Here is a 15,330-nt window from a genome sequence, read left to right on the forward strand (position 1 = left end):
CGGCGGCTGCGACCGCCCGCCCGGTTTTCTCTGATGAGCCGTCACCCGCAGTTGCCGAGGAGTTCACCATGCCGACCACCCCTGCTCCGCCCCCGTCCCCGACCACAGCTTCCATCCCCGGGCAGGCCTCGGAGCCGTCGACGCGCGGGCGGCCGGCACAGCCGGACCAGGCCCGACCAACCGCGCCGTCTGCCGAGGCCCCCGCCGCACCGCACCGGAGCGGCGTCGCGCTGGTCGCCTCGCTGCTTGGATTCACCGTGATCACCATCGACGTCTCGGCCGTGAACATCGCGCTGCCCGCGATCCGGGACTCCCTGAGCGGCGGGATGGCCGGGCTGCAGTGGGTGGTGGACGCCTACACCCTGATGTTCGCGGCCCTGATGCTCTCCGCGGGTGCCCTGGCCGACCGGGCCGGGGCCCGCCGTGCCTACGCCTGGGGTGTCGCCCTGTTCACCCTCGCCTCCCTCGGCTGCGCGCTCGCGCCCGGCATCGGCGTGCTGGTCGGCTCGCGCGTGGCGCAGGGCGCCGCCGCCGCGATCGTGATGCCGGCCTCGCTGGCGCTGATCAGGCAGGCCTACGAGGACGCCAGGGCCCGTGCCCGCGCCATCGCGCTGTGGACGGTCGGCGGCTCGGTGGCGATGGCCGCGGGTCCGGTGCTGGGCGGGCTGCTCACCGACTCGGCCGGCTGGCGGGCGGTCTTCCTGCTCAACCTCCCCGTGGGCGCGGTGATCCTGGGCCTGCTGGCCAGGGTGCCGCGCTCCCCGCGCCGGCCCGCCGCGCTGGACGGCGGCGGCCAGCTCACCGCCGTAGTGGCCCTGGCCGGTCTGGCCTTCGCGGTGATCGAGGGCGGCCATCTGGGCTGGACCAGCGGCCCCGTGCTGACCGCCGCCGCACTCGCCCTCGCCTCCGGGTGCGCCTTCCGCGTGGTGGAGGCCCGGCACCGCCAACCCATGGTCCCCCCGGGCATGCTGGTGGACCGCCGGGTGGCAGTCCCGCTCGCGGTCGGCTTCGCCGTCAACGCCGCCTTCTACGGCGGAATCTTCCTGCTCGGGCTGTACTACCAGCAGCTGCGTGGGATGTCGGCCATCGCGGCCGGGCTCATGTTCGTACCGATGTCGGCGGTGGTGACGGCGACCAACCTGGTCTCGCCGCGGCTGGCGGAGCGGATCGGGCGGCGGCCGGTGATCGTCGCCGGGCAGCTGATCTTCACCGGAGCGATGCTGGCCATGCTGCCGCTGACCGCGCACACCCCGGTATGGCTGGTACTCGTCCTGCTGCTGCCGCTGAGTGTCGGCGGGGCGCTCGCGGTGCCTGCCCTGACAGCGCTGATGATGGACGCCGTCCCGCAGGAACGCGCGGGGACCGCGTCCGGGCTGCTCAACTCCCTCCGCCAAACCGGCGGTGCGCTCGCCGTCGCCCTCTTCGGCAGCTTGCTCTCCGGACCGGGCGGGGGCTTCTCCCTGCCGGGCATGCGCATCGGCCTCCTCGCCGTTGCCGCTCTCCTCCTCGCCACCGCCGCCCTCTCCCGCCTCCTCCTGCCCCGCGGCTGACCCCATCGAGCGGCTCCACTCACCCTCCTGCAGCCGCTCCGACGCGTCCTCACGCCCCCCGCGTCAACGGAACCCGCACCGTGAACACCGTCGCCCCCGGCCCCCCGCTCAGTTCCAGCGTGCCGCCGTGGGCCTGGATCAGGGAGCGGGCGACGGAGAGGCCGAGGCCGCTGCCGCCGCGGTCGCGGCTGCGGGCCTTGTCGACGCGGTAGAAGCGGTCGAAGACGCGTTCGCGGTCGGCGGGCGGGATGCCGGGGCCGGCGTCGGTGACGCGGACGAGGGCCGCGTCGGGGGCGACGGCGATCTCGAGGGACACCGGGGTGCCCGCGGGGGTGTGGACGGCCGCGTTGGTGAGGAGGTTGTCCAGGACCTGGCGGACGCGCTGCGGATCGATGCGCAGGCGGAGCGGACCGGGACCGGTGGCGACCTTCAGGGGACGGTCGGGGCGGGTCGCGCGGAACGCGTCGGCGGCCTGCTGGACCAGCTCCACCAGGTCGGCGTCCTCCAGGCGCAGCGGTGTCTCCACCTCGGCCGCGTCCAGCCGGGCCAGCAGGAGGAGGTCGTCGAGGAGGAAACCCATGCGCGCCGCCTCGGCACGCAGGCGGGCCAGATGCTTGTCCCGTTCCTCGGGCGCGTTGGCGGCGGCGTACTGGAAGAGGTCCGCGTAACCCCGTACCGACATCAGCGGGGTGCGCAGCTCGTGCGAGGCGTCGGCGACGAAGCGGCGCAGCCGCTGTTCGGCCTCCGCGCGGACCGCGAGGGAGTCGTCGATGTGCTCCAGCATGGTGTTGAACGCGGTGCGCAGCTCCTCGACCTCAGGGCCGCCGCCGGGCCCGTCCGCGCGCAGCGGCAGCCGGGCCGCCGACTCCGTGAGGTCGTGAGAGGTGATGCCGTGCGCGGTGTGCGCCATGTCGCTCAGCGGCTTCAGACCGCGCCGCAGCATGGCCCGCCCGAACACCACGAGGGCCAGCAGGGCCAGTCCGAAGGTGACGGCCTGGATCGTGATCAGCTGCCCCACGGTGTCGTCGATGTCGTCCAGGGGCGCGGCGCTGACCAGCACCACGCCGGGCTTCACCTCACAGGCACGCAGCCGGTACTCGCCCTTGCCCCGCAGATCCGCGGTACGCAGGAGCTCCGTGTCGGCGGTGGTCTGCGCCCGGGCCAGGGAAGTGAAGTCGTCGACGTCGTCCGGCAGGTCGGCGGGGTCGTCGGGCCTGCGGAGCTCGGCCTTGCCGTCCGACACGTCGTACACGGCGTAGAACCAGCTGTAATACTTCTTCCCCGTCAGCGTGCCGTAGTCCGCGATGCTCTTGGACTGGGCGATCTGGCCCTGCGCCAACTGCGTGTCGAGCTGGTGGGACAGATAGTCCCGCATGTACATCGTCAGTGCCGTGCCGACGATCGCGAACACCACCAGCGACAGCACGCCCAGCCCCAGCGCCAGCCGCGTGCCGAGCCGCAGTCTGCCGTACGTCCGTCGCAGCCGCCGGATCACTCGGCCGCCTGCCGGACCACGTACCCGAACCCGCGCACCGTGTGGATCAGCGGCGAACCCGTGGCGTCCAGCTTGCGGCGCAGCCGGCTGACGACCAGCTCCACCACGTTGGAGCGGCCCCCGAAGCCGTACTCCCACACGTGGTCCAGGATCTGCGCCTTGGTCAGCACGGTCGGCGACTTGCGCATCAGATAGCGCAGCACCTCGTACTCGGTCGGTGTCAGCGTCAGCAACTGCTCGCCGCGGCGCACCTCGCGGGTGTCCTCGTCCATCGTCAGGTCCGCCACCCGCAGCACCGACCGCTGGAAGGCGGGCCCGGCGCTGCGCCGCAGCACGGTCCGCAGCCGGGCCATGAGCTCCTCCACGGCGAACGGCTTGACCAGGTAGTCGTCGCCGCCCCGGGTCAGCCCCGCCACCCGGTCGGCGACCCCGTCGCGCGCGGTCAGGAACACCACCGGCACCATCGTCCCGGAGCGGCGCAGCCGGTCCAGGACGCCGAAGCCGTCGATGTCGGGCAGCATCAGGTCGAGCACCACGATGTCCGGATGGAACTCGGCGGCGCTGCGCAGCGCCGCCTCACCCGTGTTCGCGGTGACCGCCTCCCAGCCCTCGTAGCGGGCGACGGTCGCGACCAGGTCGGCGATGGGCGGATCGTCGTCCACGACCAGGAGTCGTACTTTTTCCACCCGCTCATACTGCGCCACGGACCCGCTCCCGCCACCCCCGGGCGTCCCGCCCCTGTGCTTCGATATCCACTTGAAAGTTGTACGACAGGAAAACGACAGCTTCCAGCGGCGAAGCTCGGAGTCCTGAGGATTCGATCAAGGAGTTTCGTCCGTGACGACCATCCAATCGCCACCCGTGCCGCCCACGGCGATACGTCCCAAAGTCCTGGCCCGCACCGGCCTCTACGCCGTGCTCGCCGCCAACGTGGCCGTCGTGACCTTCTTCTTCGTCCAGGCGGGCTTCGACTCCAACGCCCTCATGGTGCTGGGCCGCTTCACCGGCCTGTACGCCGCGCTGCTCATGGCGTTCCAGCTGGTGCTGGTGGCCCGGCTGCCCTGGCTGGACCGCCGTATCGGCATGGACCGGCTGACCTCCTGGCACCGCTGGGTCGGCTTCGGACTGCTGTGGACGCTGGTCGGGCATGTGGTGTTCATCACCTTCGGCTATGCCGAGCTGTCGTCGATGGGCCCGCTCGACCAGCTGATCGACCTGGCCGAGACCATCGAGGGCGTGCTGCGCGCCCTCGTCGCCTTCGTGCTGATCCTGGTGATCGGCGCGGTGTCGGCCCGCTGGGCCCGGCGCCGACTGGCCTACGAGACCTGGCACTTCGTCCACCTCTACACGTACGTCGCCGTGGTGCTCGCCTTCACCCACCAGGTCGCCGTCGGTACGACGTTCACCGCGTCCTCCGCCGCCACGGCGTACTGGTACGGGCTGTGGGGCGTCGCCCTCGGCTCGGTGGCCGTGGGCCGGCTCGTCCTCCCGCTGTGGCGGAACTGGCGCCACCAGCTGCGCGTCTCGGCGGTCGTGCCCGAGTCGGACAACGTGGTCTCCGTCTACATCACCGGCCGTGACCTGGACCGGCTGCCCGCCCGCGCCGGACAGTTCTTCCTGTGGCGGTTCCTGACGAAGGACCGCTGGTGGCAGGCGAACCCGTTCTCCCTGTCCGCCGCGCCCGACGGCCGCACCCTGCGGCTCACCGCGAAGGCCGCGGGCGCCGGCTCCGCCGCCCTGCGGCACGTCAAGCCGGGCACCCGGGTCTTCGCCGAGGGCCCCTACGGCGCCTTCACCGCGATGCACCGCACCCGGCCCGAGGCCGTCCTCATCGCGGGCGGCGTGGGCGTCACGCCCATCCGGGCCCTGCTGGAGGAACTGCACGGCCACGCCGTGGTCATCTACCGGGTCGCCACCGACCGGGACGCCGTCCTCTACGACGAGCTGCGCGAGCTCGCCCACGCCAAGGGCGCCGAGCTGCACCTGGTGACCGGCCCGCCCGTCCCCGACAAGCTGGCCCCCGCCGAACTGGCCCGGCTGGTGCCGGACATCGCCGACCGGGACGTGTTCCTGTGCGGACCGCCGCCGATGATGAACGCGGTCCTCGGCAGCCTGCGCGAGCTGAACGTGCCCAAGCAGCAGACCCACTTCGAGCGCTTCAGCCTGGCGGGATGAGGAAGACGACATCGTGAAGCGAGCCATACCTGTCCTGGTCCTGTCCGTCGCCGGCCTCATCCCCGTCTGGCGCTACGAGCCCTCCACCGGCTCGACGTCCGCCACGGAAGCCACCACCCCCGCCTCGACGCCGTCCGCGTCCTCCGGATCGACCACCTTCACCGGTACGACCGTGACCACGGAGAAGGGCGACGTCCAGGTCCAGGTGACCTACGACGGCGGCAAGATCACGGCCGTCCGGATGCTGAAGCAGCCCAACCATCCGCAGACGACGGCCGCGGTGCCGAAGCTGATCGCGGAGACGTTGGAGGCGCAGAGCGCGGACATCGACACGGTGTCCGGGGCGACGATCACGACCGAGGGCTACAAGAAGTCGCTCCAGGCCGCGATCGACGAGCAGGCCACCAAGGCCTCCGCCTCGCCGTCCGCCGCCTCCCAGGCGGTCGCGGGCTCGACCGTGAACACCGAGAAGGGCGACGTACAGGTCGAGGTCACCTTCGCGGGCGACAAGATCAGAGCGGTCCGGATGCTGAAGCAGCCCAACCATCCGCAGACGACGGCCGCGGTGCCGAAGCTGATCGCGGAGACGTTGGAGGCGCAGAGCGCGGACATCGACACGGTGTCCGGGGCGACGATCACGACCGAGGGCTACAAGAAGTCGCTCCAGGCCGCGATCGACGCGAAGGGCGCCTGACGTGCGGCGCGTCGAGCAGGTCATGGGGTTCCCGGTCTCGCTGCGGATCGACGACGAACACGTCCCCGCCGAGGCCGCGGACGCCGTCTTCGCGTGGCTGCGCGAGGTCGACGAGCGGTTCAGCCCCTTCAAGGCGAGCAGCGAGGTGTCCCGCCTCGACCGGGGCGAGCTGTCCCCGGACGGGCTGAGCGCCGACCTCACCGAGGTGCTCGACCTGTGCGAGCGCTATCGCGTGGAGACCGGCGGCGCCTTCGACGTACGGCTGCCCGGGCGCGGTCTCGACCCCTGCGCGGTCGTCAAGGGCTGGTCCGTGCAGCGGGCGGCGGAACTGCTGACGGCGGCCGGCGCGCGGCGGTTCTGCCTGAACGCCGGAGGCGACGTCGTCGTCTCCGGCGGCCCCTGGCGGGTCGGCGTACGGCACCCCGACCACGCCGACAAGCTGTGCACCGTCCTCGCCCTCACCGACGGCGCGGTCGCCACCTCCGCGCGCTACGAGCGCGGCGACCACATCATCGACGGCCGCACCGGTCGTCCCGCCACCGGCCTCCTCAGCGTCACCGTCGTCGCCCGGACCCTGACCGAGGCGGACTCCGTGGCCACCGCCGCCTTCGCGATGGGCCCCGAGGGCATCGACTGGGCGGCGGCACGCGAGGGCTGCGAGGTGTACGCCGTGGACGCCGGGCGCCGCGTGCTGCGGACGCCCGGCTTTCCGGTGGCGGCGACCGGGGAGGCCGCCGCATGAGGGTGCTTCAGCCGACGTCGGAGGCGTCCAGGCGGTAGAGGCCGCTGTAGTCGGAGACCGCCGTGCCGTTCTTCTTCACCCAGGTGGAGATCTCGGAGTTCGCGCTGCCCCGGCCGCTGTCGCCGACGACGATGTAGTGCAGTTTGCCCGCCTTCACCAGGCTCTTGAGCTTGGCGAGGGTCATGGCGTCGTCGCTGCCCGACCAGCCGCCCATCGAGATGACCGGCTCACCGGACTCCAGGATGATCGAGGAGGCCGTCTGGTCGGTGGCGACGGCCACCAGCCAGGTGGCACCGTCCTGGTGCTTCTTCAGGTACGTGATCATCCCGGACGACACCTGCGTGTCGCCGCCCTTGCCACCCCCACCACCGCCGGTCGGCGCGTTCCCGCCTTGGCTGCCGGAGCTCGGCACGCCGGCGCCCCCGCTGGGCCGCTGGCCTCCGCCACCCATACCGCCGCCCATACCGCCACCGGTGTTCGGACCGGCCGTCGGATTGGTGCCGTTCGGGGTGGAGGACGCCGCCGAGGCCGAGTACGCGGCCGGACCCGCCAGCAGGGCCACCACCGCCGCCAGCGCGGCGAAGCCCATCAGTCGCCGCCGCTTCAGGAACCGCCCGGCGAGCAGCCCCAGCACCGCGACCGCACCCGCGCCCCCGGCCACCACCTCGGCGACCGTGTACAGCGTCCCGGAGCCGGAGACCCGCTGGAGCAGCACGACCGCCCAGACCGCGCTCACCGCGACCGCCACCGGCAGCACCCAACCCCACTTCACGGCCGCACCCTCCCGGAAGGCCCGGTACAGCATCACCCCGCCCGCGCCGGCGAGGGCCGCGATGCCCGGGGCCATGGCGGTGACGTAGTACGGGTGGAAGGTGCCCTCGGCGAGGGCGAACGTCAGGTAGTGGAGGACGAACCAGCCGCCCCACAGCAGCAGCGCGGCCCGCTCGGCGTCCGTGCGCGGGGCGCGGCCGCGCAGCACCAGCCCGCCGACGAGCGCGACGAGGGCGAAGGGGATCAGCCAGGAGATCTGGCCGCCCACGATGCTGTTGAACATCCGGTACAGGCCGGCCTCGCCGCCGAAGCTCGCCCCGTTGCCCTGCGAGCCCACCGACGCACTCGCCCCGAAGATACGGCCGAAGCCGTTGTAGCCGATGACCAGGTCCCAGACCGTGTTGTCGGTCGAGCCGCCGATGTACGGCCTTTGCGACGCCGGGATCAGGTCGACGACCACCATCCACCAGGCGCTGGAGACCACAAGCGCGACCGTCCCGACGGCGAGGTTGCGCAGACGCCGGCCCAGGCTGCCCCGCGCCGCCCACAGGTACACCAGGAAGAACGCGGGCAGGACGACGTACGCCTGCATCATCTTCGTGTTGAACGCGAAGCCGATCGCGACCCCGGACCACACCAGCGGCATCAGGCGCCCGGTGCGTACGGCCCTCATCAGGGCGGCCGCGCCGAGCAGCATCAGGAAGACGAGGACCGGGTCGGGGTTGGTGTCCCGGGTGATGGCGACGGTGATCGGGGTGAGGGCCAGCGCGAGGGCCGCGACGAGTCCCGCGACCGGGCCGAAGTCCCGCTTGACCATGCGGTGCAGCAGCGCCACCGAGCCGACGCCGACCGCGACCATCGGCAGGGCCAACTGCCAGGTGCCGTAACCGAGCACGCGGGCGGACAGGCCCATCACCCACAGGGCGAACGGCGGTTTGTCGACGGTGATGAAGCTGCCGGCGTCCAGGGCGCCGAAGAAGAACGCCTTCCAGCTCTTCGTACCGCTGTAGACGGCCGCGTCGTAGAAGCTGTTGCCGGTGACGGAGGAGAGGTTCCAGGCGTACAGGGCCGTGGCCAGCACCAGGACCGCCCACAGCGCGGGACGTGCCCAGCGGGGGTCCTCCGGGGCGGCGGCCCGGTGCCTGCCCTCCTGGGCGGACACGGGGGCGGGCGGCGGGGCGAGGGTCGTCATGGCGCGTACTCCAAGGGCTGCGGGCGGCACGAGGCGTTCATGGCAGTGACCTTCGGGTCCCTGTCTGGGCGAACGCTGTGCCCGCGGTGAGCGGACGATGAGAATCAGCGGACTCACAGGACGCCCACAGCCTGGCCTGCCCGAACGTCCGGACTCGGCCACAGCGGCGCAACATGGGCCGTCTACACTCTCCCCGCAACGGCCCGCCCGATCACGATCATGGGCGCGCGGGCAGCGGCTCTGCCAGACCCGAAGGGTGTTCGGCGCTTTGATACGGATAGATTCAGTCACCAAGCGGTATCCGGACGGCACGGTCGCGGTCGACCGGCTCTCCCTGGAGATACCGGACCGCTCGATCACCGTCCTCGTCGGCCCCTCGGGCTGCGGGAAGACGACGACCCTGCGGATGATCAACCGGATGGTCGACCTCAGCGAGGGCACCATCCTCATCGACGGCAAGGACATCACTCAGCAGCCGGTCAACACCCTGCGCCGGTCCATGGGCTACGTCATCCAGAACGCCGGCCTCTTCCAGCACCGCACGATCGTCGACAACATCGCCACGGTGCCCCGCATGCTCGGCTGGGGCAAGGAGAAGGCACGGGAGCGGGCCCGTGAGCTGATGGGCCGGGTCGGTCTCGACGCCTCGCTCGCCAAGCGGTACCCGTACCAGCTCTCCGGCGGTCAGCAGCAGCGCGTCGGTGTCGCGCGGGCGCTCGCCGCCGATCCGCCGGTGCTGCTCATGGACGAGCCGTTCTCCGCCGTCGACCCCGTGGTCCGCAAGGGCCTCCAGGACGAACTCCTCCGTATCCAAGAGGAGTTGGGCAAGACCATCGTCTTCGTCACCCATGACATCGACGAGGCCGTCAAGCTCGGCACGATGGTCGCCGTGATGCGCACCGGCGGCAAGCTCGCCCAGTTCGCGCCACCCGCCGAGCTGCTGTCCGACCCCGCCGACGAGTTCGTCGAGGACTTCCTCGGCGCCGACCGCGGCATCCGCAGGCTCTCCTTCTTCCCGTCCACCGGCCTCGAGTTGCTGACCACCCCGGTCGTCGCCGTCGACGCCACCGCCGAGCAGATCGCCGCGCGCGCCACGGCCGACGTCCCCTACCTCCTCGTCACCGACGTGGAGGGCAGGCCCCTCGGCTGGAGCGAGCCGGGCGAGCTGACCGCCGGGGAGGTCGTGCCGGAGCGGCTGCTGTCCTACGGTCGGCCCTTCACGGCCGGTACGGACTCGCTGCGGGCCGCCCTCGACTGTGCCGTCCTGTCGCCCACCGGGTGGGCCGTCGCCGTGGACGCGGACGGCCGGGTGACCGGCGTGGTCTCCCAGCAGACCATCGCCGAGGCGATCCGCGGCGCCCACGCGGAGGGCCGTACGGACTCCAAGGCCGCCCGATGAACGGCTTCTTCGACATCCCCAGCGACCTCCAGCACAGCTGGCTCGGCCTCGTCGGGCTCCACCTGCGGGAGGCCCTGCTGCCGGTCCTGGCCGGTCTGGTGGTCGCGCTGCCGGTGGCGCAGCTGTGCGTGCGGTTCCGCTGGCTGTACCCGCCGGTGCTGTGGGTGACGACCGTGCTGTACGCCATCCCGTCGCTGGCGTTCTTCGTGGTCCTCATCGACTACACCGGCCAGACCGAGCTCACGGTGATGATCCCGCTCACCGTGTACACCCTCGTCGTGCTCGTCCCGGCGATCGTGGACGGTGTGCGCTCGGTCCCGCAGGAGACCCTCGCCGCCGCCACCGCCATGGGCTTCGGACCCGTACGCCGTTACGTCCAGGTCCAGTTGCCGATCGCCGTGCCCGCCATCATCGCGGGCCTGCGGGTGGCGACGGTGTCGAGCATCTCCCTCGTCAGCGTCGGCACCCTCATCGGCAACCAGGGCGCGCTGGGCAACCTGCTCAACGACGCCACCATCTACAACCGGCCCGAACTCGCCTGGAACGCCGTGATCACCATGGCGGTCCTGGCGATCCTCGCCGACGGCCTGCTGGTCGTCGTACGCCTCCTGCTGACGCCGTGGATGCCGAGTGGCGCGCGCCGCCGGAAAGCCAAGCCCGATGTGGATGTGCCCGCCCAGAAGGTGAAGGACGCAGCCCGGTGAACGTACTCAACTTCGTCAACGCCTTCTTCAGCGACCACGCCCACTGGACCGGCTACGACGGCATCCCCACCCGCGTGGGCGAGCACGTCCAGTACACCCTCCAGGCGCTCGCCCTGGCCGCCCTCATCGGCCTGCCGATCGGCCTGGTCACCGGCCACTACGGACGCGGCGGCAACGCCCTGTCCCTGATCGCCACCGCCGGACGCGCCCTGCCCACCTTCGGTCTCCTGGTGCTGATGACCCTGCTGCTCGGGTTCGGCCTGGTGAACGTGATGATCCCCCTCGTCGTCCTCGCCGTCCCGCCGATCCTGGTCACCACCTACGAGGCGATGCGATCCGTCGACCCCTCCCCGGTCGACGCCGCCCGCGGCATGGGCATGCACGAGGCCGGCATCCTCTTCCGCGTCGAACTCCCGGTCGCCCTCCCGCTGATCCTCAGCGGCCTGCGCTCGGCGGCCATCCAGATCGTCTCCACCGCCACCATCGCCGCGTACGTCTCCCTCGGCGGCCTCGGCCGCTACATCGTCGACGGCCTCTACCAACGCAACTACGAGAAGGTCATCGGCGGCGCCACCTGCGTCGCCGTACTGGCCCTGGTGACCCTGGGCCTGTTCTGGGCGATCGCCAGGATCACGGTGTCCCCGGGCGTGCGAAGGAGCGCCTAGTCTCCCGTAGGAGTCATACGCGGTCGTTCCCCTGTCTAGACTCGTCGGAATGCCAGGACCGACCGCAGCAAGTGCCGGCCCCGTGGGCAAGGCCCGCACCCTCGCTCAGGTGTACCGACGCTTCGGTGAGGCCGACGCCGCCGCGACTTCGCCGCTGTACGAGCGCGTCGCCGTCGCCCTGAGCGAGTCCGACGAGGCGCTGCGCGCCATCGGGACGGCGCCGGCGCGCAAGCGGCACCCCACGGTGATCCTCGCCGCGCTGCACGACCTCGCCCTCGCCGGACGCGCCCCGGCGCTCGCCGCGGCCTATGCCGCCGCGGACGGCGACGCCGCCGCCGGCGCGGCGATCGACACGCTGCTGCGCACGACCGACGCGGTCGTGGCCGTCGCCGCGCGCCGGAAGCCGCGCACCTACGAGACCGGACGCTGCGCCGTGCTGTACCCGGCCGTCGCCGAGGCGGCCCGCCGGGTGGGCGCGCACACGGTCGGGCTGATCGACGTGGGCTCTTCGGCAGGGCTCAATCTCCATGTCGACCGCGTCGGCATCACCTACAGCGACGGACAAGCGCTGGGTGACCCGTCGTCTCCCGTGCAGCTGTCCTCCTCGATCGTGGGGGACCGGCCCGTCCCGGCACGGGCGATGCCCGAGGTCGTCGCCCGGATCGGCGTCGACCCCGACCCGGTCGACGTGACCGACGCGGATGACACCCGATGGCTGCGCGCCTGCCTGCCGCCGGATCAGCGGGACCGGATGGCCGGGCTCGAAGCGGAGCTGGCGCTGGCGGCGACGGACCCTCCGCTGCTGCTGCGCGGTGACGCCGTCGAGGTGCTGCCCGACGCCTTCGCCCATGTGCGCCCGGACGCCCTGCCTGTCGTCACCACCACGTGGGCGCTCTCCCGCTTCCCGCTCGAGACCCGCCTGCGCTTCCTGCACCGCCTCGACGAAGCAGCGGCCGACCGGGGGGCGGTGGCGTGGGTGTCGGCGGAAGGGGTCGGAGTCGCGCCGACGATCCCGACATTCGGCGACCGCCGCGCCTCCGGCCACAGCATCATCGGTCTGACGGTGTGCGACCGGTCGACCCTGCACGCCGAGGCCCTGGGCCGCTGCTGGTCGCGGGGGCGCTTGCTGGCTTGGCTGGCGGACTCCCGGGGTGCGGGTGATGTCGTGCCAACCGGGGAGTAGGGTCTCAGGTCAGCCGAACACAGGATCGACGGGGGACTTGTGGCGGGGTATCTGGGGCCACTGGAACTGGTCGGAGACCGCTGGATCATCGGAGACCCGAAGAAGGAGGGCGGCTCGTGCCTCGTGCTCACCGCTGAGGGCATGGAGCACCACGAGCCGGGGGCGCCAGGACCTCAAGCCGTCATCCCGTGGTCCAAGTTCGTCGAGCTGCATGTCCGAGCCACCTATCGGGCGTCGCATGCCACCAGCACCGTGGGCGTGCTGGGCGTGCTGGGCGGCAGCCACATGGACACCGGCCGCAGTGGCTGTTCCGTGAGTGGGCTCCTTCGCCACCCGTACGAGGGGTGGTCGGTGAACTACACCCATCACCAGCGCCCTTACACGGGCCCGCACGTCTTCATGGTCAAGGCACTGTTCCGGAAGACGTCGGAAGCGAAGGCCTTGCACCGCCTCGGTGACCCGGAATGGATGGGAGCGGCTGTTTCCCGGCTGGCGCCACTGCGGACATGGTGGCTTCCCAAGGCGAACCGCGAAGTGAGCGAGATCATTGAGGACCTCGGCACCTGACGAACGGCTTGAAGAGCGCCGTCGCGCACCGTCGTGGCTGACACGGGCGCCTCGTCTCAGCCTGGCGGGGGACACGCATGCGACTCGGGCGTGATGTGGCGGGGCAGGGCTGCCGAGGAGAGTGGGTTCCCACAGGTGAGAGGGGAACTCGATGGATCGGTTGGACCGGGCGGGGCGGTTGGCCGCATACGGGGCCGCGGCGGCGATGGCGCCCTATGCGGTGATCAAGGTCGTATGGGTGGTCGGCGCGGTCGCGGGGCTGTTGCCGATCGGTGAGGGGTTCGGCCTGGCGGGGTGGGTGGTGCTCAACACCGTGACCATCGGCATGGCGGGCATCGGGATCACCATGGCCCTCGCTCTGGTGCGGCCCTGGGGAATGCGGTTACCGGGGCCGCTGGTGGCGTTCGTCGCCTGGGTGGGCTCGGGATTCCTCGTCGCGATGTTGCCGTATGCCGTTCTGGACTCGTTGCTGGGTGGGTCGGGCGGTGACGAGCCTCAGGGGGAGAGCGGTGGCGCGTCGATGCCGGGCTGGGAGGCCGTGCTGATCCAGGTCAGCTTCGTGGGGATGGGGCTGGGCCTGGCGATCGCGCTGCCCGCGTATCTGCGGCGGCGCTGGCCGGACGCGTTCGCCGGTCGGGTCGGCGACGACGGCGGGGGTGTGCCGCGCCGGGTGCTGTGGGCGGCGGGCCTGGGGGCGGTGATCGGTTCGGTCTGGCTCTACTGGGCGGTCGGCGGCCCGGCCGGTGTCGCGCACCCGGCGGACCGGAACGCCGACTGGCGGCTGCTGAACGGGGTGTGCGGGCTGTGGGCGCTCGCCGCTTCCGTTGCCACGTGGGCGCTCAGCCGTAGTCGGCCCGCCCGGCTGCCCCGTTGGGTCCCCTTGACGTTCGGCTGGCTGGGGGCGGGGTCGCTGTTCGCGTGGAGCGGCTGGAAGCTGCCGCTCACGTTGTACGTGGCGGTGGCGGACCCCGCCGACACGTCGCTGCCGGAGAACCTCACCGTCGCGGCCGGCCTGCACGCCGCCGCCGTGGCGGCGGGCGCGGTCATGCTGCCGACGCTCGTGCGGAGGCGAGGCCGCGGCATCACGGCACCCGAACTCCCCGGCGCCGCCTCGTGATGGGCCGCCTCACGCCTCCGAGCGGGCCAGCGCCAGTTCCAGGACGACGAGCAACGCGTCCCGTACCGAGCCGCGTTCGCGGGCGTCGAAGACGATGACCGGGACGCGGTCGGCGACGTCGAGGGCCCAACGGACCTCGTCCAGCGTGTGCTCGACCTTGCCGTCGAAGGCGTTGACGGCGACCGCGAACGGGATCTGCTTGTGCTCGAAGTAGTCGACGGCCGCGTAACAGTCGTCGAGGCGGCGGGTGTCGACGATGACCAGCCCGCCGACGGCGCCCTCGACGATGTCGTCCCACATGAAGCCGAACCGCTCCTGCCCGGGCGTGCCGAACAGGTACAGCTTCAGGGTGGGGTCGATGGTGAGGCAGCCGAAGTCCATCGCGACCGTGGTCGTGGCCTTGCGCGGGGTGTGCGTGAGGTCGTCCACGCCCGCCGCGACCTCGGTGATCGCCGCCTCGGTGGTCAGCGGCTCGATCTCGGAGATCGCGCCGACGGTGGTGGTCTTGCCCACCCCGAAACCGCCCGCGACCACCATCTTCACCGGCAGCGGCGGCCGTACGGCGGCCCGGTCCGCCGCGACGGGGGCGAGCGGTTCAGTCGGAGTCACGGAGTACCCCCTGGGAGTCGGGAATCGCGCGCAGGCCGTCGATGAGCCTGCGCAGGACGGAAGCATCATGGGTGACGTCGGCGTCGGGCACGTGCACCGTCAACTGCCCCGCGTCGCGCAGGTCCTCGGCGAGGACCCGTACGACGTTCAGGTGCAGCCGCAGCCGGGCCGCGAGCTCCGCGAGTGACTGCGGCAGCCGGCACGCGGCGACGATGTCGTGCTGCTCGAAGGAGAGCCGGTCGAGCGCGTCGAGCCCGGTGACGGTGGCGACCACCTGGGTCTCGACGGGCATCGTCCGGCCGGAGGCGGTACCCGCCACCCGGCCGGCGGTGACCAGGAACGGCCGTACGGCGGAGGCGGGACCGACCGGGGCCGGTACGGGGGGCGGCGGAGCGCCGTCCTCGTCGGCGCCGCTCGCGGTGCGGCCGTCCGCCATCGCAGGTCGTCTTCCTCTCTCGGCCGGCGGC

The 15,330-nt window shown here is 72.0% G+C and carries 15 protein-coding genes; 10 read left to right on the plus strand and 5 right to left on the minus strand.

What is annotated here, in order from left to right:
* The first annotated feature begins 68 nt into the window (after positions 1 to 68).
* Positions 69 to 1,550: an MFS transporter gene (locus tag ACGFNV_RS19110; RefSeq protein ID WP_393623867.1), complete on the plus strand. Its 1,482-nt coding sequence runs from the start codon at positions 69 to 71 to the stop codon at positions 1,548 to 1,550.
* 49 nt (positions 1,551 to 1,599) lie between these two features.
* On the opposite strand, the gene ACGFNV_RS19115 is transcribed toward ACGFNV_RS19110, so the two are convergent.
* Positions 1,600 to 3,045, minus strand: a complete 1,446-nt coding sequence (locus tag ACGFNV_RS19115; RefSeq protein WP_393623869.1) for a sensor histidine kinase — start codon at positions 3,043 to 3,045, stop codon at positions 1,600 to 1,602.
* On the minus strand, positions 3,042 to 3,731 hold the full coding sequence (locus ACGFNV_RS19120) for a response regulator transcription factor (RefSeq protein ID WP_133932720.1): 690 nt from the start codon (positions 3,729 to 3,731) through the stop codon (positions 3,042 to 3,044). The genes ACGFNV_RS19115 and ACGFNV_RS19120 overlap by 4 nt, the downstream gene beginning before the upstream one ends.
* 151 nt (positions 3,732 to 3,882) lie before the next feature.
* Here ACGFNV_RS19120 and ACGFNV_RS19125 point away from each other — a divergent pair, with 151 nt between their 5' ends.
* The 3 genes from ACGFNV_RS19125 to ACGFNV_RS19135 are packed head-to-tail and all read left to right on the plus strand — an operon-like array spanning position 3,883 to position 6,656.
* On the plus strand, positions 3,883 to 5,220 hold the full coding sequence (locus ACGFNV_RS19125; RefSeq protein ID WP_393623870.1) for a ferric reductase-like transmembrane domain-containing protein: 1,338 nt from the start codon (positions 3,883 to 3,885) through the stop codon (positions 5,218 to 5,220).
* 13 nt (positions 5,221 to 5,233) lie between these two features.
* Positions 5,234 to 5,914, plus strand: a complete 681-nt coding sequence (locus ACGFNV_RS19130) for an FMN-binding protein (protein WP_393623871.1) — start codon at positions 5,234 to 5,236, stop codon at positions 5,912 to 5,914.
* A 22-nt stretch (positions 5,915 to 5,936) separates the two neighbouring features.
* Positions 5,937 to 6,656 carry an FAD:protein FMN transferase gene (locus ACGFNV_RS19135; RefSeq protein ID WP_393624076.1) on the plus strand — a complete coding sequence of 240 codons (720 nt, stop codon included), beginning with the start codon at positions 5,937 to 5,939 and terminating at the stop codon, positions 6,654 to 6,656.
* A gap of 7 nt (positions 6,657 to 6,663) precedes the next feature.
* Here ACGFNV_RS19135 and ACGFNV_RS19140 read toward each other — a convergent pair whose 3' ends face one another.
* Positions 6,664 to 8,619 (minus strand): ArnT family glycosyltransferase, encoded by a 1,956-nt coding sequence (locus tag ACGFNV_RS19140; RefSeq protein WP_393623873.1) that lies wholly within the window; start codon positions 8,617 to 8,619, stop codon positions 6,664 to 6,666.
* Between the two features lie 268 nt (positions 8,620 to 8,887).
* Between ACGFNV_RS19140 and ACGFNV_RS19145 the strand changes: the two genes are divergently transcribed.
* The 6 genes from ACGFNV_RS19145 (at position 8,888) to ACGFNV_RS19170 (ending at position 14,254) form a co-directional block, all read left to right on the plus strand.
* Positions 8,888 to 10,018 (plus strand): ABC transporter ATP-binding protein, encoded by a 1,131-nt coding sequence (locus ACGFNV_RS19145; RefSeq protein ID WP_393623875.1) that lies wholly within the window; start codon positions 8,888 to 8,890, stop codon positions 10,016 to 10,018.
* Complete coding sequence (locus ACGFNV_RS19150) at positions 10,015 to 10,722, plus strand: ABC transporter permease (RefSeq protein WP_393623877.1); 708 nt, start codon at positions 10,015 to 10,017, stop codon at positions 10,720 to 10,722. Before ACGFNV_RS19145 ends, ACGFNV_RS19150 begins: the two co-directional genes overlap by 4 nt.
* The gene (locus tag ACGFNV_RS19155) at positions 10,719 to 11,387 is read left to right on the plus strand and encodes an ABC transporter permease (RefSeq protein ID WP_393623879.1); all 669 of its coding nucleotides are present in this window, start codon (positions 10,719 to 10,721) and stop codon (positions 11,385 to 11,387) included. Before ACGFNV_RS19150 ends, ACGFNV_RS19155 begins: the two co-directional genes overlap by 4 nt.
* Positions 11,388 to 11,436: 49 nt before the next feature.
* Positions 11,437 to 12,570, plus strand: coding sequence for a DUF2332 domain-containing protein (locus ACGFNV_RS19160; RefSeq protein ID WP_393623880.1), 1,134 nt, complete (start codon positions 11,437 to 11,439; stop codon positions 12,568 to 12,570).
* A 141-nt stretch (positions 12,571 to 12,711) separates the two neighbouring features.
* On the plus strand, positions 12,712 to 13,137 hold the full coding sequence (locus tag ACGFNV_RS19165; RefSeq protein ID WP_393623882.1) for a hypothetical protein: 426 nt from the start codon (positions 12,712 to 12,714) through the stop codon (positions 13,135 to 13,137).
* 151 nt (positions 13,138 to 13,288) lie between these two features.
* Positions 13,289 to 14,254 (plus strand): hypothetical protein, encoded by a 966-nt coding sequence (locus ACGFNV_RS19170; protein WP_393623884.1) that lies wholly within the window; start codon positions 13,289 to 13,291, stop codon positions 14,252 to 14,254.
* Between the two features lie 9 nt (positions 14,255 to 14,263).
* Here the strand turns inward: ACGFNV_RS19170 and ACGFNV_RS19175 are convergent, their stop codons facing one another.
* Together ACGFNV_RS19175 and ACGFNV_RS19180 are read right to left on the minus strand one after the other, a co-directional pair.
* On the minus strand, positions 14,264 to 14,863 hold the full coding sequence (locus tag ACGFNV_RS19175; RefSeq protein ID WP_133932651.1) for an ATP/GTP-binding protein: 600 nt from the start codon (positions 14,861 to 14,863) through the stop codon (positions 14,264 to 14,266).
* Positions 14,850 to 15,299, minus strand: coding sequence for a DUF742 domain-containing protein (locus tag ACGFNV_RS19180; protein WP_133932652.1), 450 nt, complete (start codon positions 15,297 to 15,299; stop codon positions 14,850 to 14,852). Before ACGFNV_RS19180 ends, ACGFNV_RS19175 begins: the two co-directional genes overlap by 14 nt.
* Positions 15,300 to 15,330: the final 31 nt, after the last annotated feature.

This window comes from Streptomyces sp. NPDC048751 (genome assembly GCF_043198595.1).
Lineage (GTDB): Bacteria > Actinomycetota > Actinomycetes > Streptomycetales > Streptomycetaceae > Streptomyces.

Bases quoted from the DNA above. Each gene is read 5' to 3' on its own strand.
- ACGFNV_RS19110 (WP_393623867.1), top strand. From the start codon at position 69: ATGCCGACCACCCCTGCTCCGCCCCCGTCCCCGACCACAGCTTCCATC.
- ACGFNV_RS19135 (WP_393624076.1), top strand. From the start codon at position 5,937: ATGGGGTTCCCGGTCTCGCTGCGGATCGACGACGAACACGTCCCCGCC.
- ACGFNV_RS19140 (WP_393623873.1), bottom strand. From the start codon at position 8,619: ATGACGACCCTCGCCCCGCCGCCCGCCCCCGTGTCCGCCCAGGAGGGC.
- ACGFNV_RS19150 (WP_393623877.1), top strand. From the start codon at position 10,015: ATGAACGGCTTCTTCGACATCCCCAGCGACCTCCAGCACAGCTGGCTC.
- ACGFNV_RS19160 (WP_393623880.1), top strand. From the start codon at position 11,437: ATGCCAGGACCGACCGCAGCAAGTGCCGGCCCCGTGGGCAAGGCCCGC.
- ACGFNV_RS19165 (WP_393623882.1), top strand. From the start codon at position 12,712: ATGGAGCACCACGAGCCGGGGGCGCCAGGACCTCAAGCCGTCATCCCG.
- ACGFNV_RS19170 (WP_393623884.1), top strand. From the start codon at position 13,289: ATGGATCGGTTGGACCGGGCGGGGCGGTTGGCCGCATACGGGGCCGCG.
- ACGFNV_RS19180 (WP_133932652.1), bottom strand. From the start codon at position 15,299: ATGGCGGACGGCCGCACCGCGAGCGGCGCCGACGAGGACGGCGCTCCG.